The organism is Pantoea latae, assembly GCF_002077695.1.
GTDB classification, from domain to species: domain Bacteria; phylum Pseudomonadota; class Gammaproteobacteria; order Enterobacterales; family Enterobacteriaceae; genus Pantoea; species Pantoea latae.
In genome coordinates this window covers 33,507-56,356 of the sequence record NZ_MWUE01000023.1, presented here as the reverse complement: position 1 = coordinate 56,356, position 22,850 = coordinate 33,507, and the positions used below count along the sequence as shown (strand labels likewise).

At 59.3% G+C, this 22,850-nt stretch carries 20 protein-coding genes and 1 pseudogene; 8 read left to right on the top strand and 13 right to left on the bottom strand.

What is annotated here, in order from left to right; genetic code table 11:
* Positions 1-115: 115 nt before the first annotated feature.
* From yidA to dnaA, 5 genes are all read right to left on the bottom strand, one after another.
* A complete protein-coding gene (gene yidA, locus B2J69_RS15535; protein WP_081140554.1) occupies positions 116-925 on the bottom strand; it encodes a sugar-phosphatase in 810 nt (269 codons plus the stop codon).
* A gap of 338 nt (positions 926-1,263) precedes the next feature.
* Complete coding sequence (gene gyrB / locus B2J69_RS15530; protein WP_081140553.1) at positions 1,264-3,672, bottom strand: DNA topoisomerase (ATP-hydrolyzing) subunit B; 2,409 nt, start codon at positions 3,670-3,672, stop codon at positions 1,264-1,266.
* 17 nt (positions 3,673-3,689) lie between these two features.
* A complete protein-coding gene (gene recF / locus B2J69_RS15525; RefSeq protein ID WP_081140552.1) occupies positions 3,690-4,775 on the bottom strand; it encodes a DNA replication/repair protein RecF in 1,086 nt (361 codons plus the stop codon).
* Between the two features lie 177 nt (positions 4,776-4,952).
* The gene (gene dnaN, locus B2J69_RS15520; protein WP_081140551.1) at positions 4,953-6,053 is read right to left on the bottom strand and encodes a DNA polymerase III subunit beta; all 1,101 of its coding nucleotides are present in this window, start codon (positions 6,051-6,053) and stop codon (positions 4,953-4,955) included.
* Between the two features lie 4 nt (positions 6,054-6,057).
* A complete protein-coding gene (gene dnaA / locus B2J69_RS15515) occupies positions 6,058-7,464 on the bottom strand; it encodes a chromosomal replication initiator protein DnaA (RefSeq protein ID WP_081140550.1) in 1,407 nt (468 codons plus the stop codon).
* A gap of 598 nt (positions 7,465-8,062) precedes the next feature.
* Here dnaA and rpmH point away from each other — a divergent pair.
* The 7 genes and pseudogenes from rpmH (at position 8,063) to B2J69_RS15475 (ending at position 13,558) form a co-directional block, all read left to right on the top strand.
* Positions 8,063-8,203 (top strand): 50S ribosomal protein L34, encoded by a 141-nt coding sequence (rpmH, locus tag B2J69_RS15505; RefSeq protein ID WP_003849659.1) that lies wholly within the window; start codon positions 8,063-8,065, stop codon positions 8,201-8,203.
* A 15-nt stretch (positions 8,204-8,218) separates the two neighbouring features.
* The gene (gene rnpA, locus B2J69_RS15500; protein WP_081140549.1) at positions 8,219-8,578 is read left to right on the top strand and encodes a ribonuclease P protein component; all 360 of its coding nucleotides are present in this window, start codon (positions 8,219-8,221) and stop codon (positions 8,576-8,578) included.
* Positions 8,542-8,800: pseudogene (yidD, locus tag B2J69_RS15495) on the top strand (membrane protein insertion efficiency factor YidD). Before rnpA ends, yidD begins: the two are co-directional and overlap by 37 nt.
* A gap of 2 nt (positions 8,801-8,802) precedes the next feature.
* Positions 8,803-10,449, top strand: coding sequence for a membrane protein insertase YidC (gene yidC / locus B2J69_RS15490; RefSeq protein WP_081140548.1), 1,647 nt, complete (start codon positions 8,803-8,805; stop codon positions 10,447-10,449).
* Positions 10,450-10,530: 81 nt separating this feature from the next.
* On the top strand, positions 10,531-11,895 hold the full coding sequence (gene mnmE / locus B2J69_RS15485) for a tRNA uridine-5-carboxymethylaminomethyl(34) synthesis GTPase MnmE (protein WP_081140547.1): 1,365 nt from the start codon (positions 10,531-10,533) through the stop codon (positions 11,893-11,895).
* Positions 11,896-12,053: 158 nt separating this feature from the next.
* On the top strand, positions 12,054-12,644 hold the full coding sequence (locus B2J69_RS15480; RefSeq protein ID WP_081140546.1) for a malonic semialdehyde reductase: 591 nt from the start codon (positions 12,054-12,056) through the stop codon (positions 12,642-12,644).
* Between the two features lie 164 nt (positions 12,645-12,808).
* Positions 12,809-13,558, top strand: coding sequence for a 4'-phosphopantetheinyl transferase family protein (locus B2J69_RS15475; protein ID WP_081140545.1), 750 nt, complete (start codon positions 12,809-12,811; stop codon positions 13,556-13,558).
* 25 nt (positions 13,559-13,583) lie between these two features.
* Here B2J69_RS15475 and B2J69_RS15470 read toward each other — a convergent pair whose 3' ends face one another.
* Entirely contained in the window at positions 13,584-14,897 is a 1,314-nt protein-coding gene (locus tag B2J69_RS15470; protein ID WP_081140544.1) for an NCS2 family permease, read from the bottom strand.
* A gap of 149 nt (positions 14,898-15,046) precedes the next feature.
* On the opposite strand from B2J69_RS15470, the gene yieH reads away from it, so the two are divergent.
* Positions 15,047-15,712, top strand: coding sequence for a 6-phosphogluconate phosphatase (gene yieH, locus B2J69_RS15465; RefSeq protein WP_081140543.1), 666 nt, complete (start codon positions 15,047-15,049; stop codon positions 15,710-15,712).
* Positions 15,713-15,723: 11 nt separating this feature from the next.
* Here yieH and B2J69_RS15460 read toward each other — a convergent pair whose 3' ends face one another.
* The 7 genes from B2J69_RS15460 to B2J69_RS15430 form a co-directional block, all read right to left on the bottom strand.
* Complete coding sequence (locus B2J69_RS15460) at positions 15,724-16,959, bottom strand: MFS transporter (RefSeq protein WP_081140542.1); 1,236 nt, start codon at positions 16,957-16,959, stop codon at positions 15,724-15,726.
* Positions 16,960-17,068: 109 nt separating this feature from the next.
* Positions 17,069-17,803, bottom strand: coding sequence for a phosphate signaling complex protein PhoU (gene phoU, locus B2J69_RS15455; protein WP_081140541.1), 735 nt, complete (start codon positions 17,801-17,803; stop codon positions 17,069-17,071).
* Between the two features lie 16 nt (positions 17,804-17,819).
* The gene (gene pstB / locus B2J69_RS15450) at positions 17,820-18,593 is read right to left on the bottom strand and encodes a phosphate ABC transporter ATP-binding protein PstB (RefSeq protein ID WP_081140540.1); all 774 of its coding nucleotides are present in this window, start codon (positions 18,591-18,593) and stop codon (positions 17,820-17,822) included.
* 43 nt (positions 18,594-18,636) lie between these two features.
* Positions 18,637-19,527 carry a phosphate ABC transporter permease PstA gene (gene pstA / locus B2J69_RS15445; RefSeq protein ID WP_081140539.1) on the bottom strand — a complete coding sequence of 297 codons (891 nt, stop codon included), beginning with the start codon at positions 19,525-19,527 and terminating at the stop codon, positions 18,637-18,639.
* Entirely contained in the window at positions 19,524-20,486 is a 963-nt protein-coding gene (pstC, locus tag B2J69_RS15440) for a phosphate ABC transporter permease PstC (RefSeq protein ID WP_081140538.1), read from the bottom strand. The genes pstA and pstC overlap by 4 nt, the downstream gene beginning before the upstream one ends.
* A gap of 86 nt (positions 20,487-20,572) precedes the next feature.
* Entirely contained in the window at positions 20,573-21,616 is a 1,044-nt protein-coding gene (gene pstS / locus B2J69_RS15435; protein ID WP_081140537.1) for a phosphate ABC transporter substrate-binding protein PstS, read from the bottom strand.
* Positions 21,617-21,813: 197 nt separating this feature from the next.
* Positions 21,814-22,626 carry a topoisomerase II gene (locus B2J69_RS15430; protein WP_081140536.1) on the bottom strand — a complete coding sequence of 271 codons (813 nt, stop codon included), beginning with the start codon at positions 22,624-22,626 and terminating at the stop codon, positions 21,814-21,816.
* Positions 22,627-22,850 lie beyond the last annotated feature (224 nt).

Genomic DNA, 22,850 nt, shown 5'->3' with positions numbered 1-22,850 from the left:
CCCTTAAACAAAGTTGTACTACAATGCAGATCACATAACAGACAGGCAACATCTTCTGGCCTGCGCGGGAAGCGAAAAACGTGAGGTCGGACGGCGCAGCGCCGTCCGTGGGGGATTAGAGCACCAGCTCTTCGATGGCGTGCGCCACGCCGTCTTCCATATTGGTTTTGGTGACGAACTGGGCGATCTGCTTAACGGAGTCGATCGCGTTGCCCATTGCGACGCCCATGCCGGCGTACTCGATCATCGCCAGGTCATTCTCCTGGTCGCCAATCGCCATCACTTCGTCGCGCGCCAGGCCCAGCTTCTCCGCCAGCATTTTGACGCCCTGGCCTTTGTTGACGCGGCGGTCGAGAATTTCCAGATAGTAGGGCGCGCTTTTGAGGATGGTGTAGTTCTGCTGCGCTTTCGCCGGCAGGCGCTGAATGGCAGCATCCAGCAGATCGGGCTTGTCGATCATCATCAGCTTGGGAAAGCGCGTCGCGCGATCCATCTCTTCCACCGCGCGATAGCGCACCGGAATGCCGGTCAGGCTCGCCTCATGGATGGTGTACTCGCTGAGATCTTTGTTCGGCGTATAGAGCGAGGATTTGTCGAACGCCTGAAAATGCACGCCCAGTTCGCGCGACAGCTGTTCGATGTAGAGGTAGTCGTCGAACCCCAGCGTGATCTCCGCCACGCACTCGCCATCTTTGGCCTGCTGCACCAGCGCGCCGTTGTAGCTGATGCAATACTGGCCTTCGTCGACCAGGCCTAGCTCCATCAGGTAACGCTGGATGCCGACATAGGGACGACCGGTCGCCAGCACCACGGCGACCCCTTTTTTATGTGCGCGATCGATGGCCGATTTTACGCCAGCGGTGATCTCGTGCTGCGGGTTAAGCAGCGTGCCGTCCATATCAATTGCTACCAGTTTAATCGCCATAGCGTCCTCGTTAAGTCAGGGTTTGGCTTAAATGCTAGCGCGATCTCGCTCACAATGACCAGTTTCGCGGCGCGTCAGGCATAAAAAAACCCTTCCCGCTGGGAAGGGTTCGCAAGCTGGAGCCGGCGTGGGTGACAGAAACCGATCGCAAAGTCGCTGTTCGTCATCCCTGACCGCTCGGCCCGCGCAAATACGCGCCTCTTCCTGAGGCGCACCCGTAAACGGGCCAACGCGCTGCGTTGTTCAAAAACGCTCCCGGCGTTTTTGTCCTTGTCGCGGGACGCTTTGCTCTTCGGTTTCTGTCACCCGCGCTTTAGCTTTAATCGCCGTATGTAAGCTTAAATATCGATATTCGCCGCTTTCAGCGCGTTCTCTTCGATAAAGGCGCGGCGCGGCTCAACCGCATCGCCCATCAGCGTGGTGAAGAGCTGGTCGGCGGCGATGGCGTCTTTGATGGTGACGCGCAGCATGCGACGGCTGTCGGGATCCATGGTGGTTTCCCACAGCTGCTCGGCGTTCATCTCGCCCAGACCTTTATAACGCTGTACCGACAGACCGCGACGCGACTCTTTCACCAGCCACTCGATAGCCTGCTCGAAGCTGGCGACCGGCTGACGGCGCTCGCCGCGTTCGATGTAGGCGTCTTCCTCAATCAGGCCGCGCAGCTTCTCGCCCAGCACGTTGATTTTGCGGTATTCCGGCCCCTGAACGAAATCGGCGTCCAGCGTGTAGTCGGTGTCGACGCCGTGCGTGCGCACGCGCAGCACCGGTTCGAACAGGTTCTGCTCGCGGTTGGCGCGCACCTGCGCAACGTAGGTGCTGCCGTGCGCTTCGCGCTCGCTCAGGAACGCCACCAGCGCGTCCAGCCAGCCCTGAACCTCTGCTTCATTGCTCAGGTCGCTCAGCGTCGGATGGTAAACCAGCGCGCGCAGCAGCGCGACCGGATAGCGACGCTCCATGCGCTTGATCATCTTCTGCGTGCTGTTGAACTCCGCCACCAGGTTTTCCAGCGGCTCGCCGCCCAGCGCCGGCGCGCTGGCGTTGGTGTGCAGCGTCGCGCCGTCCAGCGCGATGGCGATCTGATACTGATCCATCGCCTCATCGTCTTTGATGTACTGCTCCTGCTTGCCTTTCTTCACCTTGTAGAGCGGCGGCTGCGCGATATAAACGTGGCCACGCTCGATGATTTCCGGCATCTGACGATAGAAGAAGGTCAACAGCAGCGTACGGATGTGCGAGCCGTCGACGTCCGCATCGGTCATGATAATGATGCTGTGGTAGCGCAGCTTGTCCGGGTTGTACTCGTCGCGGCCGATGCCGCAGCCCAGCGCGGTGATCAGCGTCGCCACTTCCTGCGAAGAGAGCATCTTGTCGAAACGCGCTTTTTCTACGTTAAGGATTTTACCCTTCAGCGGCAGAATCGCCTGATTCTTACGGTTACGGCCCTGTTTCGCCGAGCCGCCTGCGGAGTCACCCTCCACCAGGTAGATTTCAGAGAGCGCCGGATCGCGCTCCTGACAATCCGCCAGCTTGCCCGGCAGGCCTGCGAGGTCGAGCGCGCCTTTACGACGGGTCATTTCACGGGCGCGACGCGCCGCTTCACGCGCGCGCGCCGCATCGATGATCTTGCCGACCACGATTTTAGCGTCGCTCGGGTTTTCCAGCAGGTATTCGCTCAGCAGCTCGTTCATCTGCTGCTCTACCGCAGATTTCACCTCAGACGACACCAGCTTGTCTTTGGTCTGCGAGGAGAATTTGGGATCCGGCACTTTGACCGACACCACGGCAACCAGGCCTTCGCGGGCGTCATCGCCGGTAGCGCTGACCTTCGCCTTCTTGCTGTAGCCCTCTTTGTCCATATAGGCATTCAGCGTACGCGTCATCGCGGCGCGGAAGCCCGCCAGGTGCGTGCCGCCGTCGCGCTGCGGAATGTTGTTGGTGAAGCAGTAGATGTTCTCCTGGAAGCCGTCATTCCACTGCAGCGCCACTTCCACGCCAATGCCGTCTTTCTCGGTGGAGAAATAGAACACATTCGGGTGGATCGGGGTTTTGTTCTTGTTCAGGTATTCGACGAACGCCTTGATGCCGCCTTCGTAGTGGAAGTGATCGGCCTTGCCGTCGCGCTTGTCTTCCAGACGAATCGACACGCCGGAGTTCAGGAACGACAGCTCGCGCAGGCGTTTCGCCAGGATTTCGTATTCGAATTCGACCACGTTGGTGAACGTCTCATGGCTCGGCCAGAAGCGCACGCGGGTACCGGTCAGATCGGTTTCGCCGGTGACGTTCAGCGGCGCCTGCGGCACGCCGTGCACGTAGGTCTGCTGGTGCACTTTGCCTTCGCGACGAATGGTCAGCTCCAGCTTCTGCGACAGGGCATTAACCACCGAGACGCCCACGCCGTGCAGGCCGCCCGACACTTTATAGGAGTTGTCGTCGAACTTGCCGCCTGCGTGCAGCACGGTCATGATCACTTCCGCAGCGGAAACGCCCTCTTCTTCGTGAATGCCGGTGGGAATGCCACGGCCATCATCCTGAACGGAAACGGAATTATCGGCATGAATGGTCACGACGATATCACTACAGTGACCGGCGAGCGCTTCGTCGATTGCGTTATCCACGACCTCGAATACCATGTGGTGCAGACCGGTGCCGTCATCCGTATCGCCGATATACATACCCGGGCGTTTGCGTACCGCATCCAGCCCTTTTAGAACTTTGATACTTGAGGAGTCATAAGAATTCGACATCAACGTTTCTCGCTCATTTAATCTTCAGGTTGAACCGCTATTTTACCCTGTTCCACGCGGAACATCTTGCCCTTTTCGTCACTCATATCGATGACATGATCGGTGGCGATAGCGCTGACAAACACCTGAGCCTGCGTGGCTTTCAGTCGCTGCGCCAGCAGGCGTCGACGGCTGTCATCCAGCTCGGAGGCGAAGTCATCAATCAGGTAAAGACAGCGGCGTCCGCTCTGGCGCGTCAGGAACTCGCCCTGCGCCAGACGCAATGCACACATCAATAGTTTTAACTGGCCGCGCGACAGCAGATCTTCGACCGGCGTGCCGTCGGCGCGAATGCGGAAATCCGCTTTATGCGGGCCGCTGGCGGTGTAGGTTAACGCGCGATCGCGTTCGAAATTGCGCTCCAGCAGCTCGCCGTAGGCGCTCTCTTTGTCCCAGCCGCGCTGAAAAGAGAAGTTCAGCGCGAATTCCGGCAAAAACTGCGCGCAGGTGGCGACGATCTCCGCAGAAATGGCGTCGCTGTACTCTGCGCGCCACTGGCTGATCTGCTCCGCCAGCGGCACCAGCTCCTGGTCCCAGGCGCGGATTTGGCTATAGCGCGTGACCTGGCGCAGCGCGGCGTTGCGCTGCTTTAGCAGCCGCCGCAAATTGCTCCAGGCGTTAAAGAAACCGGGCGTGTTGTGAAAACAGCCCCAGTCGACATAGGCTCTACGGTATTTGGGGCCGCCGTTGAGCAAAGTAAACCCTTCGGGCGTAATTAACTGCATCGGCAGCAGCTGCGCCAGCTCGGCGACTTTATGGCCGTCGCTGCCGTCGATGCGCACCTTGCTGTCGCCCGCGCGGTTCTTGGTCAGGCCGACCGATATTTCCCGTTCGCTGCTCTCAATGCGGCCGTGCAGCACAAAGGCGGCCTCGTCGTGGCGGATCACGCGTCCCGCCTGCAGGCTGCGAAACGCGCGGCCGTGGCCCAGCGTGTAGATCGCCTCCAGCACGCTGGTTTTGCCGCTGCCGTTCGCCCCGACCAGGAAGTTAAACCCCGGCGCCAGCGCCAGATCGGCCTGCTCGATATTACGAAAGTCTTTGATAAGGAGGCGGGTTAAAGCCATGAATCAGTCCAGCGTGAAGGCATTTAAGAAGTGTCGTTATTCAGGCGATCCAGGCCGTCGGCGTCGCCGCTACTTTGCGTCCGGCCAGCGCGCAGGCCCTGTGAGCATACTAAAGTATGTGACCAGGGACGAGCACTGCCCGGACGCAAAGTAGCAAGTAAGCCAGGCCGATATATCCTACAAGCGCATGGGCATCACGACGTAGGCCGCTGCCGGACTGGCGAGATCTTCAATCTGCACGCTCGACACCGAATCGGTCAGCAGCAGTCGCACGCTCTCGCACTTCAGCGCATTTAGCACGTCCAGCACATAGCTGACGTTAAAGCCGATCTCCAGCTCGCTGCCGCCGTAGGTGACGTCCAGCATCTCTTCCGCCTCTTCCTGTTCAGGGTTGTTGGCGGTGATCTTCAGTTGATTCTCGGTGATATAGAGGCGAACGCCGCGGAATTTCTCATTCGACAGAATGGCGGCGCGCGCAAAGGCCTGCTTAAGAATATCGCAGCCCGCTTCCAGCACCTTATCGGGATTTTTCGGCAGCACGCGGCGATAGTCGGGGAAGCGGCCATCCACCAGCTTAGAGGTAAAGATAAAGTCGCCGACGTGGGCGCGGATATTGCTGCTGCCGATTTGTACCTGCAGCGGCGTTTCGCCGCCGTCCAGCAGACGCAGCAGCTCAATCACCCCTTTACGCGGCACGATCACCGAATGGTTCGGCAGCGCCTGGCCAATCGGCATCGAACAGACCGCCAGACGGTGGCCGTCGGTGGCCACGGTGCGCAGCTCTTCGCCTTCGGTCTCGAACAGCATGCCGTTAAGGTAGTAACGCACATCCTGATGCGCCATGGAGAACTGCGTCGCCTCGATCAGGCGCTTCAGCGTCGCCTGCGGCAGCGTAAACTCCACTTCGCTCTGCCAGTCGTCCAGATTAGGGAAGTCGCTGGCCGGCAGGGTCGACAGCGAGAAGCGGCTGCGCCCGGAGCGCACCAGCATTCGTTCGCCTTCCAGCGTAACGTTGATCTCCGCGCCTTCCGGCAGTCCACGACAGATGTCGAGGAACTTACGCGCCGGCACGGTGGTCGCGCCCGGCTCGTGCGGCTGGGTCAGCGCCACGCGCGCCACCATCTCCATTTCCAGGTCGGTGCCGGTCAGCAACAGCGTGCCGTCGTTAACCTGCATCAACAGATTTCCCAGGATCGGCAGCGTTGGACGACCGCCTAACGGGCCGCTGACTTGCTGCAGCGGCTTTAGCAACTGCTCACGTTCAACAATAAATTTCATAGCGTCAGGAGGATAAAGTTCGGATGAGATTAGAGAAATCTTCTTTTATGTCGTGGCTCTCTTCGCGCAGCTGCTCGATTTTACGGCAGGCGTGAAGCACCGTGGTGTGGTCGCGGCCGCCAAAGGCGTCGCCGATCTCCGGCAGACTGTGGTTCGTCAGCTCTTTCGCCATCGCCATCGCCATCTGGCGAGGACGCGCGACCGAACGCGAACGGCGCTTGGAGAGCAGATCCGCGACCTTAATCTTGTAATACTCGGCCACCGTCTTCTGGATATTGTCGATGGTGACCAGCTTTTCCTGCAGCGCCAGCAGATCGCGCAGCGCTTCGCGCACGAAATCGATGGTAATGGCGCGGCCGGTAAAGTTGGCGTTGGCGATAACGCGGTTCAGCGCCCCTTCCAGCTCGCGCACGTTGGAGCGCAGCCGTTTAGCGATAAAAAAGGCAACTTCGCCCGGCAGGCGGATATCGTTCTCATCCGCCTTTTTCATCAGGATCGCCACGCGCGTCTCCAGCTCCGGCGGCTCGATGGCGACCGTCAGTCCCCAGCCAAAGCGGGATTTCAGACGATCTTCCACGCCGTTGATCTCTTTAGGATAACGGTCCGAGGTCAGAATGATTTGCTGATTGCCTTCCAGCAGCGCGTTGAAGGTGTGGAAAAACTCCTCCTGCGAGCGCTCTTTATTGGCGAAGAACTGAATGTCATCGATAAGCAGCGCATCCACCGAGCGGTAGTAACGCTTGAACTCTTCGATAGCGTTGTTTTGCAGCGCTTTGACCATGTCCTGCACAAAGCGCTCGGAGTGCATGTAAACCACTTTGGCGTTCGGCTTGCGCGCGATGATGCCGTTGCCCACCGCATGCAGCAGGTGCGTTTTACCGAGACCGGTGCCGCCATAAAGGAAGAGCGGGTTATAGGCGCCGCCAGGGTTGTCCGCAACCTGACGCGCCGCCGCGCGCGCCAGCTGGTTGGACTTACCCTCGACGAAGTTGTCGAAGTTATGGCGGTTGTTCACGTTGGAGCGGTAGGTCACATCGGCCGGCGCCGGGACGTTGTCCCAGCTTGGGCGCAGGATCTGCGCGGGCGCGGGACGGCTCTCGACCGGCGCGGGCGCGCTGACGCTCGCCATTGCCGGCTGGCTCATCGCCGCGGGCTGCTGCTGTACCGGGCGCGTGCCGACTTCAAAACGCAGCAAAGGCACGTCTACGCCGCAAAACTCGTTGAGCAGCCCGTTGATATTATTAATATATTTATCTCGTACCCAGTCGAGCACAAACCGATTTGGTGCATACAAGGCCAGCGTATTGTCGTTTAACTCCGCCTGCAGCGGTCGAATCCACATGCTGAATTCGGTGGCAGGAAGCTCATCCTGCAAACGGGCAAGACACTGTTGCCAGAGCGTAAGTGACACGGCGGACTCCACTTGTACAAAATCGATAAGAAATAGTAGGCGCTAATAAAGAAACGTTCATTTTTGACACAGACGGTAGAAAGCGCCTGCGACCGCTATCAGCGGTTTCCGCCCCTGGGATCGCGACCGGATCGTCAGCGGAAGGGCGGATCATAGCGCAAAGCGAGTCAGAGATCTTCACTTTCTACACAGTTTTGATCCTTTTTATCCACAGGCCGTGGACAGGTAAAACAGTTTACGCCTGCTGGCGAAAAAAGCTGCGGGGATCGTTGGCAAAAGCGGGCTTTTTCAGGCGACCTCTCGTTTTAGCCCGCTTTTTCAGGCCGCCGATCGTAAGAAGATCCCGCAGGATCCTTGCGCTTTAAAGCGGAGGCCGTATAATTCTTCCCCCGGCGTTGTCGCGCTCTGCCCAATGCCCGGACTCAGCGGGCTGTATCCGGGTTTCCAGGTACCGCGACCAGCGAAGTAAATTGACTCCGGACTGTACAATTATTACAATCCCGCCTCTTTATTAAAGACACATTGAGGCGTTGGTCGTTTTACTGGCCCACATAACGCGTCACCCAGTGAAATTTTTCAAGTTTAGGTAGAAATCGCCATGAAACGCACTTTTCAACCGTCCGTACTGAAGCGCAACCGTTCTCACGGCTTCCGTGCTCGTATGGCAACCAAAAATGGTCGTCAGGTTCTGGCACGTCGTCGTGCTAAAGGCCGTTCTCGTCTGACCGTTTCTAAGTAATAAAAGCTAACCCTCGTGGTTAAGCTCGCATTTCCCAGGGAGTTACGTTTGTTAACTCCCACTCATTTCACTTTCGTCTTCCAGCAGCCACAACGGGCTGGCACGCCGCAAATCACCATCCTCGGCCGCCTTAATTCGCTGGGGCATCCCCGCATCGGTCTTACCGTCGCTAAAAAGCACGTCAAGCGCGCGCACGAACGCAACCGGATCAAACGTCTGACCCGTGAAAGCTTTCGTCTGCGTCAGCATGAATTGCCGGCGATGGATTTCGTCGTTGTGGCGAAAAAGGGGATTGCCGACCTCGACAACCGTACGTTGGCGGAAGCGTTGGAGAAGTTATGGCGTCGTCACTGTCGCCTGGCGCGCGGCTCCTGATCGTCCTGATCCGCGTCTATCAGCGCGGCATCAGCCCCTTGCTGGGACCACACTGTCGGTTTCAGCCAACCTGCTCTCATTATGGAATTGAGGCGTTACGCAGGTTTGGCCTGATAAAAGGCAGTTGGTTGACACTCAAACGCGTATTAAAATGCCACCCTTTGAACCCGGGTGGTGACGATCCTGTGCCGCCAAAAAACCTTTGATACCAGAGAACATTAACGATGGATTCGCAACGCAATCTCTTTCTCATCGCTTTTCTGTTCGTGTCTTTCATGATCTGGCAAGCCTGGCAGACGGACCACGCTCCGCAGCCGCAGCAGACCCAGACCACGCAAAACACCAACAGCGCAGCAGGTGATGCCGCCAGCCAGGGCGTACCGGCCAGCGGCCAGGGCAAAACGATCACCGTTAAGACTGATGTCCTGTCATTGAATATCAACACCCGCGGTGGCGATGTCGAGCAAGCACAGCTGCTGACCTACCCGGACAAACTGGGTTCCGACCAGCCGTTCCAGCTGCTGGAGACCACGCCGTCCTTCGTTTACCAGGCACAGAGCGGGCTGACTGGCCGCAACGGTCCGGATAACCCGAACAACGGCGCGCGTCCGCTGTTCACCGCCGCACAGGATCACTTCGAAATGGCCGACGGCCAGACCGAACTGCGCGTGCCGATGACCTACACCGCGGAAAACGGCGTGGTTTACACCAAAACCTTCGTCTTCAAGCGCGGCGAGTACGCGGTGGACGTGAACTACAACGTCAACAACACCACGCAGCAGCCGCTGGAAGTGTCGCTGTTCGGCCAGCTGAAGCAGACCATCGATCTGCCTAAGCATCGCGACACCGGCAGCAACAACTTTGCGCTGCATACCTTCCGCGGCGCGGCCTACTCCACCAGCGACGAGAAGTACGAAAAGTACAAGTTCGACACCATCGCGGATAACGAAAACCTGAGCACCACCACCAGCAACGGCTGGGTGGCGATGCTGCAGCAGTACTTCGCGACCGCATGGGTGCCGCGCACCGCTGGCAACAACGCGCTCTACACCAGCAACCTGGGCAACGGCGTGGCGGCGATCGGCTATAAATCTGCGCCGGTAACCGTGGCGGCGGGTCAGCAGCAGGATCTGGGCGCCACGCTGTGGGTCGGTCCGGAAATTCAGGACAAGATGGCTGCCGTCGCGCCGCATCTCGACCTGACGGTCGACTACGGCTGGCTGTGGTTTATCTCTCAGCCGCTGTTCAAGCTGCTGAAGTTTATCCACAGCTTTATCGGTAACTGGGGCTTCTCCATTATCGTCATCACCTTTATCGTGCGCGGCATCATGTACCCGCTGACCAAAGCGCAGTACACCTCGATGGCGAAAATGCGCATGCTGCAGCCGAAGATTCAGGCGATGCGCGAGCGCCTGGGCGACGATAAGCAGAAGCAGAGTCAGGAGATGATGGCGCTGTATAAAGCGGAGAAGGTCAACCCGCTGGGCGGCTGTCTGCCGCTGGTTATCCAGATGCCGATCTTCCTTGCGCTTTACTACATGCTGTCTGGTTCGGTGGAGCTGCGCCACGCGCCGTTCGTACTCTGGATCCATGACCTGTCGGCGCAGGACCCCTACTACATCCTGCCGATTCTGATGGGCATCACCATGTTCTTCATTCAGAAGATGTCACCGACTACCGTGACCGATCCGATGCAGCAGAAGATCATGACCTATATGCCGGTTATCTTTACCGTGTTCTTCCTGTGGTTCCCGTCAGGTCTGGTGCTGTACTACATCGTCAGCAACCTGGTCACCATTCTCCAGCAGCAGCTGATTTATCGCGGGCTGGAAAAACGCGGTCTGCACAGCCGCGACAAGAAGAAGGCGTAACGCGCTTACGCCCGTCTGACAATCTGGTTTACCCTGAGGCGGTCATTACGACCGCCTTATTTTTTAGCGAGAGAAAAATCCATGAGCCACAGCGATACTATCGTCGCCCAGGCGACGCCTCCCGGACGCGGCGGCGTCGGTATTTTGCGTATTTCCGGCGCGCGCGCCGCTGAGGTGGCGCAGCAGGTGCTCGGCAAGTTGCCGAAGGCGCGCTACGCCGACTATCTGCCGTTTAAAGACGCCGACGGCAGCGTGCTGGATCAGGGCATCGCGCTGTGGTTTCCCGGCCCGAACTCCTTTACCGGCGAGGATGTGCTGGAGCTGCAGGGCCACGGCGGCCCGGTGATCCTCGATCTGCTGCTGAAACGCATCGTCGCGCTGCCGGGCGTGCGCATCGCCCAGCCGGGCGAGTTCTCTGAGCGCGCCTTTCTCAACGACAAGCTCGATCTGGCGCAGGCCGAAGCGATCGCCGATCTGATTGACGCCAGCTCCGAGCAGGCGGCGCGTTCGGCGGTGAACTCGCTGCAGGGCGTTTTCTCCACCCGCATCAATCAGCTGGTGGAAGCCCTTACTCACCTGCGCATCTATGTCGAGGCGGCTATCGACTTCCCCGATGAGGAGATCGATTTTCTTTCCGACGGCAAAATCGAAGCGCAGCTCGACGACGTGATCGTCGAGCTGGATGGCGTGCGCGCCGAGGCGCGTCAGGGCAGCCTGCTGCGCGAGGGCATGAAGGTGGTGATCGCAGGTCGCCCGAACGCCGGGAAGTCGAGCCTGCTCAACGCGCTGGCCGGCCGCGACGCGGCGATCGTCACCGATATCGCCGGCACCACGCGCGACGTGCTGCGCGAGCATATTCATATCGACGGCATGCCGCTGCATATCATCGATACCGCCGGGCTGCGCGAGGCCAGCGACGAGGTCGAGCGTATCGGCATCGAGCGCGCCTGGCAGGAGATTGAACAGGCGGATCGCGTGCTGTTTATGGTGGACGGCACCACCACCGACGCCACGGAAGCGGCGCAAATCTGGCCCGACTTTGTTTCGCGTCTGCCCGCGGCGCTGCCGATTACCGTGGTGCGCAACAAAGCGGACGTCACTGGCGAAACGCTGGGCCTGACGGAAGTGAACAGCCACTCACTGATCCGGCTCTCGGCGCGCACCGGCGCGGGCGTCGAGGCGCTGCGCGACCATCTGAAACAGTCGATGGGCTTTTCCGGCAATATGGAAGGCGGCTTCCTGGCGCGCCGTCGTCATCTTCAGGCGCTGGAGTTAGCGGCGACGCATTTACAGCAGGGCAAGGCGCAGCTGCTGGGCGCCTGGGCGGGCGAACTGCTGGCGGAAGAGCTGCGTCTGGCGCAGCAGGCGCTGAGCGAGATCACCGGCGAGTTTACCTCTGACGATCTGCTGGGACGGATATTCTCCAGCTTCTGTATTGGCAAGTGACCATCGCCTCACCATAGCTTCTGCTTATTTGCGCCTTTGCTATTTGGCGGCGCACGGCCCTTGGGGTATAAACGAGAGAAGACCGCGTTGGCTTTGCCGATGCGCCTTCGACACGACAAGCCTCAGGCGGCCGTTTCCGCCAGACAAAGGAGAGTAGAATGCAGACCCCGCTCGACCAACCCGCGCTGGACCAGCTTTTTAACCAGGCCCGCACCCATAGTTACTGGCAGAACAAACCTCTTGAAGCCGGCGTGCTGGAGCAGCTCTACGCGCTGACCGCGCTGGGCCCAACCTCGGCCAACTGTTCCCCTGGCCGCTTCGTGTTCGTCACCTCGCAGGAAGGCAAAGAGAAGCTGAAGCCCGCGCTGTCGTCTGGCAATCTGGAAAAGACCATGACCGCGCCGGTGACGGTGATCGTAGCTCACGATCTGGCATTCTACGAGCAGCTGCCGCAGCTGTTTCCGCACGCTGACGCGCGCAGCTGGTTCACCGGCAGCCCGGAACTGGCGAAAGAGACCGCCTTTCGCAACAGTAGCCTGCAGGCGGGTTATCTGATTCTGGCGGCGCGTTCGCTCGGCCTCGATGCCGGCCCGATGTCCGGCTTCGATCCGGCGAAAATCAACGAGGCGTTTTTCGCCGGCAGCAGCTGGCAGGTCAATCTGTTGATTAACCTCGGCTACGGCGATGCGGAAAAACTGCATCAGCGCCTGCCGCGCCTGCGTTTTGAACAGGCCTGTCAGTTTGCCTGACGCGCTATCCGCTGCGCCAGCGCGCAGCGGCTCTTCTCTTCCCGCCGCTTTTATCAGTCAATTCTGAATATTGCCCGATTCTGTTTCATGCCGGATGCAATGTGCTCAGAAAATTCTTACAATGCGCCCCTGATGATTAAGTGACCATTTTCACGGAGCGACAGATGGCGGGTCATTTTGTACGTTGGATGGGCGATGCTGGCATCGTTGCCGACGCCATGCGCATGCCGCAGGAGGTGATCGATCAGGCGCGCCTGCTTCCTGATAAGCGACGTGGACGTTTTCTTATTGCCCGCCTGATGCTGGCGCAGTTGATGCTGCGCGTTTACGGCATCCACACCCTTCCCACGCTCGTTACCCACAGCAATGGCCGTCCCGCCTTTGCCGATCGCGATCTGCCTGATTTCAGCATCGCCTATGCTGGCAATATCGTCGGCGTACTGCTGGCGGAGGAAGGCGGCCGCGCCGGGCTGGATATGGAGATCGTTCGCGCCCACAGTCGTCAGACGCAGGAGCAGTTGATGCAGGCGCTGACCTCGGGCGAACGCGCCTGGATCAATGCGCAGCAGGATTTTATGGAGGCGGTGACGCAGATCTGGACGCTGCGTCAGAGCATTCTCAAGCTGACCGGCGAAGGCGACGACCATATGGCGTCGCTGCGGCTGCAGCCTGCGGCCGGGCGTCTGCGCTCGACGAGCTACCCCGATATTCAGGCGGTGTGCGACGCGGAGCCGACGCTGGTCTGGTCATGCGCCCTGTCGCCCGCCACGCAGCGTCTGCACCTGTGGGAAGTCGATGCGTCCCAGCAGTGGCATGCGCTGCGCGACGTAGAGATGAGCAAGCCGAATATCGGGCCGCGCACGCTGCGGCTGACCAGCTCGCCGCTGGAGCGCAGCGCCCGGCCAGAGATGTAAAAAAGGCCGCATAGCGGCCTTCTCTTTAATGCGCGTCGATAAACGCGATTTTCAGCACGAACATCAGCGCCACTACCACCACGCAGGGGCTAATTTCGCGCCAGCGGCCGGTGCCCAGTTTCATCACGCAGTAGGCGATAAAGCCCAGCGCGATGCCTTCGGTAATCGAGAAGCTGAACGGCATCATCGCCGCGGTGACGAAAGCCGGCACCGCTTCAGTAAGATCGTCCCAGCGCACGCGTGACAGGCTAGCGGTCATCAGCACGCCAACGTAAATCAGCGCGCCTGCGGCCGCATAGCCTGGCACCATCGCCGCCAGCGGCGACAGGAACATCACCAGCAGAAAAAGCACGCCGGTCACCACCGCCATCAATCCGGTGCGGCCGCCGATGGCCACGCCGGACGAACTTTCGATGTAAGCGGTCACTGACGAGGTGCCCGCCAGCGCGCCGGTTACCGAGCTGAAGCTGTCGACGAACAGTGCCTGCTTCATGCGCGGAAAGGTGCCTTTCTCATCGGTCAGGCCCGCTTTATCGGTCACGCCGATCAGGGTGCCGGAAGAGTCAAACAGGTTAACCAGCATAAAAGAGAAGATCACGCCCGCCATGCCGATATTGAACGCGCCTTTAATGTCCACCTGGCCAACCACGCTGTTAATCGCCGGCGGCGCGGAGAAAACGCCGACAAACTTCACGTCGCCGAGCGCCCAGCCGAGAGCCGTGGTGATCACCATTGAGATCAGCACCGCCGCATGAATATTGCGCGACGCCAGAATGGCGATAATAAAGAAGCCGAGCGCGCCGAGCAGCACGCTGTGCGAGGTCAGATTGCCGACCGCGGCGATGGTGTCGGGATTGGCAACGATAATGCCGGCGTTTTTCAGGCCCATCATGGCAATAAACAAGCCGATGCCGGCGGTAATGCCAACGCGCAGGCTCAGCGGGATATTGGCGATCATCCAGTAGCGCACGCGCAGCAGCGTCAGGATCAGCAGGCCCAGCGCGCCCCAGAAAATGGCGCCCATGCCCACCTGCCACGAATAGCCCATCGCGCCGACCACCACGAAGGCGAAAAAGGCGTTTAGCCCCATCGCCGGCGCCAGCGCCACCGGCAGGTTGGCGAACAGCCCCATCAGAATACTGCCGAAGGCGGCAATCAGGCAGGTGGTGACGAACACCGCCTGGGTGTCCATGCCGGCCACGCCGAGGATCTGCGGGTTAACGAAGACGATGTAGACCATCGTCAGGAAAGTGGTGACACCGGCGATAACCTCGGTGCGCACCGTGGTGCCGTGTTCCTGCAGCTTAAAAACGCACTGCAAAAGGCCTTGTTTACTCATGCCAACGATCCTGATGAAAAGAACTCGGCGCGTATCCTGACCGCTTTGCCGCGCCAATACAATGATTTTTCGCAACCGTTTCCGGGATCGCAATCTGCCGCGATTAGGTTAAAGTGTGGGCTCTCCCGAAAACAAGAGGATGGCGACAGATGTCAGTAGAGTGTGTGTTTTTTGACTGCGACGGGACCCTGGTGGACAGCGAGCGACTCTGCACCGAGGCCTACGTCAACACCTTTGCCCGCTACGGGATCGACTGCTCCCTGCAGGAGATGTTTGAGAGGTATAAAGGGGTTCAGCTCTACGACATTATTCGCGACGTGGCCGACAGGCATCACACCACGCTGCCGCAGGCGACGTTTGAAACCGACTATCGCGCCGAGGTGGCGCGCCTGTTCGACGCGTCGCTGACGGAAATTCCCGGCGCGAAGGCGCTGGTGGAGAAAATTACCGTGCCGATGTGCGTCGTCTCCAACGGCACGGTTAAAAAGATGCAGCACTCGCTGGGGCTGACCGGCATGCTGCCCTGGTTTCGCGACCGACTCTACAGCGGCTACGATATCGGGCGCTGGAAGCCCGATCCGGCGCTGATGCACCACGCCGCCGGGCAGATGCAGCTGCCGGTAGAGCGCTGCATTCTGGTGGATGATTCGGAAGCGGGCGCGCGTTCCGGCATTGCGGCGGGCATCCCGGTCTTCTACTACTGCGCGGACGCGCACAATCCCGACATCGATCACCCGCTGGTGACGCGCTTTACCGATATGGCGGAGCTGCCCGCCCTGTGGCGCGCACGCGGCTGGCAGCTGGTCGCCGACTAATCCTCTGCGACTTACCCAATCGCGCCCAGCGAATCGTCGTTGCCCTGCTTTTTCGGCAGCAGAAAGAGTGTGGCAACGATATCCAGCAGGTAGATCAGCGCCAGCAGGGTAATCGCCGCGACAAAAGAGATCTTCGCTGCCAGCAGGCCAATCACCAGCGGGCCGAAGCCGCCGACGCCGCGCCCGAGATTAAACAACACGTTCTGCGCCGTGGCGCGCGCCTGCGGCGGAAAGGTGTCGGAGATCAGCGCGCCGTAGCCGCCGATCATGCCGTTGACGAACATGCCCATCAGCGCGCCGGTAAACAGCATCACGGTGGGGTCGCGCAGCTGGGCGTAAATCACCACCATCGCCACGGCACCGAACTGATAGAGCAGGAAAATCTTCCAGCGCGCAAAGCGATCCGCCAGCACGCCGAACAGCCAGATGCCGAAGGTCATGCCGACCACCGTGACCGCGGTCCACAGGCCCGATTTGGTCAGGCTGAAGCCGAAGTTAGCCGAGAGATAGCTTGGCATCCAAATCATCAGCCCGTAATAGCCGAAATTCTGCACCGAGGTCAGGATAAAGATGCCGAGGCTCGCTTTCGCCGTGGCGCGATCCTGTACCAGCATTTTCAGACGCGCGGCGAACGACAGCGACGGCGCGCTCTGCGCCTGACGGGTAAAGGCCTCCGGCTCGCCCATGCTGCGCCGCAGCATAAAGGAAAAGAGCGCTGGCAGCAGGCCGACCAGAAACATGCCGCGCCAGCCGATCACGCCCAGCAGCGGCGGGGTGATAAAGGCCGCCAGCAGCACGCCGAGCTGCCAGCCGATGCCAACCCACGCCGAGGCGCGGTTGCGCTTTTCCGCCGGCCAGGCCTCGGCGATCAGCGCCATACCGATGCCAAACTCGCCGCCCAGCCCCATGCCCGCCAGCGTGCGATACGCCAGCAGATCCCAGTAGCCCTGCGCCACTGCGCACAGCCCGGTGAAAACCGAGAACATCAGAATGGTGACGGTGAGAATGCGAATGCGGCCAAAGCGATCGCTGAGATGGCCGAACAGAATGCCGCCGATCACCGCGCCAATCAGCGTCCAGGTGACCAGCGACCCCGCCTGCGACGGATCCAGCGCCAGCGACAGGCTAATCGCCGGCAGCATAAACCCCAGGATCAGCAGATCGAATCCATCCATGGCGTAACCGCTGACCGCGGCCAGCATCGCCTTCGCCGGCGTTACGCTCTGCTTACTGCGGGAAAGAGACATGAATCAGCACCTTAATCGGGAAAAAGTGCGCCAAGTATATAAAGGAAACGGTTGCGTGTGACAGAAAAAGCGGCGAGCCGTGCACCAGGCGGCGCACGGCGGAGGATAATCAGGAGGGTTTGTTGGAGCCGTCGTCGCCGGAGAGCAGCTCGTCCAGCTTATCGCCGCCGACGTGGCGGAAGTCCTGACCTTTGACGAAATAGAAGATAATTTCGCAGATGTTCTGACAGCGGTCGCCGATACGCTCGATGGCGCGAGCGCAGAACAGCGCGGTCAGCACGCTCGGAATGGTGCGCGGATCTTCCATCATGTAGGTCATCAGCTGGCGCACAATGCCTTCATACTCTTTATCAACCTTTTTATCTTCGCGGTAGATCTGAATCGCTTCGTTGAGATCCATGCGCGCGAAGGCGTCCAGCACGTCATGCAGCATCTCGACGGTATGACGTCCCAGCGACTCCAGGCTCACCAGCAGCGGCATATGCTGCTGGCCGAACTTCTCCAGCGCGGTGCGGCTGATTTTTTCCGCCACGTCGCCGATGCGTTCCAGTTCGGAGATGGTCTTGATGATCGCCATCACCAGACGCAGGTCGCTGGCGGTGGGCTGGCGCTTGGCGATGATGCGCACGCAGGCCTCATCGATCTCCACTTCCATCATATTGACCTTCTGGTCGCCGTCGATCACGCGCTGCGCCAGTTCGCCGTCAAGGTTGTGCATCGCGGTGATGGCGTCGGTCAGCTGCTGCTCCACCATGCCGCCCATGATCATCACCTGGGTGCGAATATGCTCCAGCTCCGCATTGAACTGACCGGAGATATGTTTGTTCAGATTGAGGTTATCCATGGCTATCTCCTGAGAATCAGCCGTAGCGGCCGGTAATGTAATCTTCGGTCTGCTTCTGCGCCGGTTTGGTGAACAGGCGGTCGGTGTCGCTGAATTCAATCAGCTCGCCCAGATACATAAAGGCGGTATGATCGGAGCAGCGCGCCGCCTGCTGCATATTATGCGTCACGATCACCACGGTGTAGTCCTGCTTCAGCTCGGTGATCAGCTCTTCAATGCGGCCGGTCGAGATCGGGTCGAGCGCGGAGCAGGGCTCGTCCAGCAGCAGCACTTCCGGGCGAATGGCGATGCCGCGCGCGATGCACAGGCGCTGCTGCTGACCGCCGGAGAGACTGTAACCGCTCTGATGCAGCTTGTCTTTGGTTTCATTCCACAGCGCCGCCTTGCTCAGCGCCCACTGTACGCGCTCGTCCATATCGGCGCGCGACAGCTTTTCAAACAGACGCACGCCAAAGGCGATATTGTCGTAGATCGACATCGGGAACGGAGTCGGTTTCTGAAACACCATGCCGACGCGGGCGCGCAGCAGGGCGATATCCTGGCTGGAGGCGAGAATATTGTCGCCATCCAGCAGAATGTCGCCTTCGGCGCGCTGATCGGGATAGAGCGAATACATTTTGTTAAAGGTGCGCAGCAGGGTCGATTTGCCGCAGCCTGACGGACCGATAAACGCGGTGACCTGGTTCCTGGCGATATCCAGGTTGATGTTCTTCAGCGCGTGAAATTTACCGTAATAGAAGTTCAGGTTGCGCACCTGAATTTTACCGCTGTTGGAAGTCGCGATGCTCATTGCTCGTCTCTCTTAAACGGCGCCGCCTGAGCAGCGCCGAAGGTTAGCTGTTTTTGCTCTTGGTGAAGATCACGCGCGCCAGGATATTCAGCAGCAGCACGCAAAGCGTGATAATCAGCACGCCCGCCCAAGCCAGGCTCTGCCACTCGGCAAAGGGGCTCATCGCGAATTTAAAGATGGTGACCGGCAGGTTCGCCAGCGGCTGCATCATATCGGTGGACCAGAACTGATTCGACAGCGCGGTAAACAGCAGCGGCGCGGTTTCCCCCGCGATACGGGCGATCGCCAGCAGCACGCCGGTCAGGATGCCCGACACCGACGCCTTCAGCGTAATGGCGGAGATCATCTTCCACTTCGGCGTGCCGAGCGCGTAGGCCGCTTCACGCATGCTGTCCGGCACCAGCCGCAGCATGTTTTCCGTGGTGCGGATCACGATAGGAATCTGCAGCAGCGCCAGCGCAATCACGCCCGCCCAGCCGGAGAAATGCTGCATCTGCGCCACTACGATGGTGTAGACAAACAGGCCGACCACGATCGACGGCGCCGAGAGCAGGATGTCGTTAATAAAGCGGATCACTTCCGCCAGCGCCGACTTGCGGCCATATTCCGCCAGATAGACGCCCGCCAGAATGCCCAGCGGCGTGCCAATCACCGTCGACCATAAAATCAGCAGGCCGCTGCCCGCCAGGGCGTTGGCCAGCCCGCCGCCGGCGGTGTTGGGCGGCGGCGTTGATTCGGTGAACAGCGACCAGCTCAGCCCGTCTACGCCGCGCGTAACGGTGGTGAAGAGGATCCACACCAGCCAGAACAGGCCGAAGGCCATGGTCAGCAGCGACAGCGCCAGCGCGATCTTGTTCTTGGTGCTGCGCCACGCCTGCATTTTGCGGCGTGACGCGTCCAGTTCGGCGCGAGCCTGCAGTTCAATCGTCGTCATGAGCGCGCTCCTTCACGCTTCGCGAGGCGCAGGATCATTAATTTGGAAATCGCCAGCACGATAAAGGTGATAACAAACAGGATCAGCCCCAGCTCCATCAGCGCGGCGACATGCACGCCCGATTCAGCTTCGGCGAACTCGTTCGCCAGCGCGGAGGTGATGCTGTTGCCCGGCATAAACAGCGAAGGGCTGTCGAGCTGGTAGGTGTTGCCAATAATAAAGGTCACCGCCATGGTTTCGCCGAGGGCGCGCCCGAGGCCGAGCATCACGCCGCCAATCACGCCGTTTTTGGTGAACGGCAGCACGATGCGCCAGATCACTTCCCAGGTGGTGCAGCCGATGCCGTAGGCGGACTCTTTCATCATCACCGGCGTCTGCTCGAACACATCGCGCATCACCGAGGCGATGTAAGGAATGATCATGATCGCCAGAATCACGCCCGCCGCCAGAATGCCGATGCCGAAGGCCGGGCCGGAAAAGAGCGCGCCGACGAACGGAATGGTCGACATCACCTCGCCGACCGGCGTCTGGAAATACTCAGCAAACAGCGGCGCGAAGATAAACAGGCCCCACATGCCGTAAACGATGCTGGGGATCGCCGCCAGCAGCTCAATGGCGGTGCCGAGCGGACGGCGCAGCCAGCCGGGCGAGAGTTCGGTGAGGAACAGCGCGATGCCGAAGCTCACCGGCACGGCGATGATTAACGCAATCAGCGAGGTCACGAGGGTGCCGTAAATCGGCACCAGCGCGCCAAATTCTTCGTTCGGCGCATCCCAGGTTTTGTTCCACAAGAAGGAAAACCCAAATTTCTGGATGCTTGGCCAGGAGGAGAAAATCAGGGAGACGATAATGCCGCCCAACAGCAACAGCACAATCAGCGCAGCCAGTTTAACCAGCGCGCCGAAAATCATGTCACCTTGCTTACCGGGGGCTTTGAATGCCGGCTTCGTTGCAGCCATAGAAGTCTCATTCTTCAGAAGTTGTCAGGGCGGCGCGCGGCCGCCCGTCGATCTGGCCGGACGCGCGTCCGGCCGGAGTTGTTCGCTTACTGGTACAGCGCCTTGCCTGAACTGTCTTTGATATTGGCTTTCCAGGCGTCGCGGATCTGCTGCGTTACGCTCTCCGGCAGGGTTGCGTAGTCCAGGCTGGTCGCGGTTTTGTCGCCGTTTTTGTAGGCCCAGTCGAAGAATTTCAGCACTTCGCTGCCTTTCTCGGCGTTCGCCTGATCTTTGTAGACCAGAATGAAGGTGGTGGAGGTGATCGGCCACGCATCATTGCCTTTCTGGAAGGTCAGGTCCTGCGCGAAGGATTTGCTCCAGTCCGCGCCTTTCGCCGCGTTAGAGAAGCTGGTTTCGCTCGGCGCGACCGGCTTGCCGTCAGCGTCGACCAGTTTGGTGTAGGTCAGGTTGTTCTGCTTGGCATAGGCGTATTCCACGTAGCCGATAGAGCCCGGCAGACGCTGAACGAACGCCGCAACGCCGTCGTTGCCTTTGCCGCCCAGACCGGTCGGCCAGTTAACGGTGTTGCCTTTGCCGATTTTGCTGTTCCACTCTTCGTTCACCTTCGCCAGGTAGCTGGTGAAAACGAAGGAGGTGCCGGAACCATCCGCGCGGCGCACCACGTTGATATTGGTCTCTGGCAGTTTTACGCCCGGGTTCAGCTTAGCGATCGCCGGATCGTTCCACTTTTTGATGTTGCCCAGGTAGATGTCGCCAACGGTTTTGCCGTCGAGCGTCAGGCCGCCTGATTTCACGCCCGGAATGTTCACGGCCAGCACAACGCCGCCAATCACGGTCGGGAACTGAAACAGGCCGTTTTTCTGCAGGTCTTCCTCTTTCATCGGCGCATCTGACGCACCGAAATCCACGGTTTTCGCGATGATCTGCTTAACGCCGCCGGATGAACCAATGCCCTGGTAGTTAACTTTGCTACCGGTGGCTTGCTGATATTCTGCTGCCCACTTGGCATAAACCGGCGCCGGGAAAGTACCGCCCGCGCCCGTCAAATCGGTGGCTGCAAAGGCAGAGACCGCGCTGACGGCGAGAGTGGCGGTAAGGATTCGGGCTACGGTGCTACGCATCAGTGTCATGTTCCCTCCAGGGGAGTTTATCTCAGGCTTGAAGCCGTTGTAGTTGGAGTCAGTGATTGCTGCAGGAGGGAAAATAGGACAGTTTGATGACAGTGAAATGTAGGAAATATGACAGATTTATGACAAAGATCGGACTACAAAAGCAGTCTAGCGGGCGGTTCAGCGATCAACTACTGTCGCGCCCATAATCTGTACGGCTATTCTGCAGTCATCGCCATACGAATAATACCTGCGGCTTCGTTTTGCGGCAGCGCCAGTACATTGCGCCACAGATCTTTATAGAGATTGCAGGTTATCTTTTCTTTCTCCGCTCCTTTGCGCGGATCGTTTAAGATTTCCAGGTTCTGACCATATGTCGGCACCATCATTTGTATCACTTTGCGCGCGCTGAGTTGCGCATGCTGCCGCTCTTCGCTAGTGACAATATGTTTGTCAGGCCCCCAGGCGGCGCGCATCATCGCCACATCTGCTTTTATTCGCTGTGACATTACAGTCTGAGGAATGAGTTTGGTGGGGTTTATCCCGCCTTTAACCTCGGGGAAAAGGAATCGGTAGCAGGCATCATCGCTGACCTGCTGCACGGCTTCAATTTGAGCAACATTAACCTGCATCACCGCCACAACCTGTTCGTCCGGCGCATACGCCAGCCGATTTTTCTGGATGGCCAGGATTTGCGGCTGTATAGAGTCAATAACCTGCTGCTCGCGCTTGCCCGCCTTTATCATCAATGCAGCCTGAGCACGTATTTGCTCCACCTTTTCCGGCTCCTGCTCTTTTAGCACCTGCCAGGTTGGCATGCTTGCCATGGCAGCATCCAGCTGCTGATCTATATTCTGGTTAGTCTGATTTTTTAAATAATATGCATCCATAACATTCCAGAGCGCAATCGCCGCTAACGTCAGTACGATAGCGCTAATTCGCCCAATCCAGCCTTTTTTACGCATCAGCGCGACAACCGCAGAAATCACGGCTCCTGCGTAGCCAGCCAACAGTACATGCGTCCAGTTCATAATGCTTTTCCTTATGTTTGCGATAGATTATCCAGCTTCTGCAGCGGCACCCAGCCTGGTCATAAAGCGCGACGCGTGTAAGGGTGATACACGGTGGGAGCGGCGGGCACGTAGCCAGACGGTCACTGAGAGCATGACGCACCTTCTGCTGATGCTGTAACAGCTTAAGCCTGTAGCAGCCAGCGCGGCTGCAGAAAAAGCGCTACACGCCAGCATACGAATTA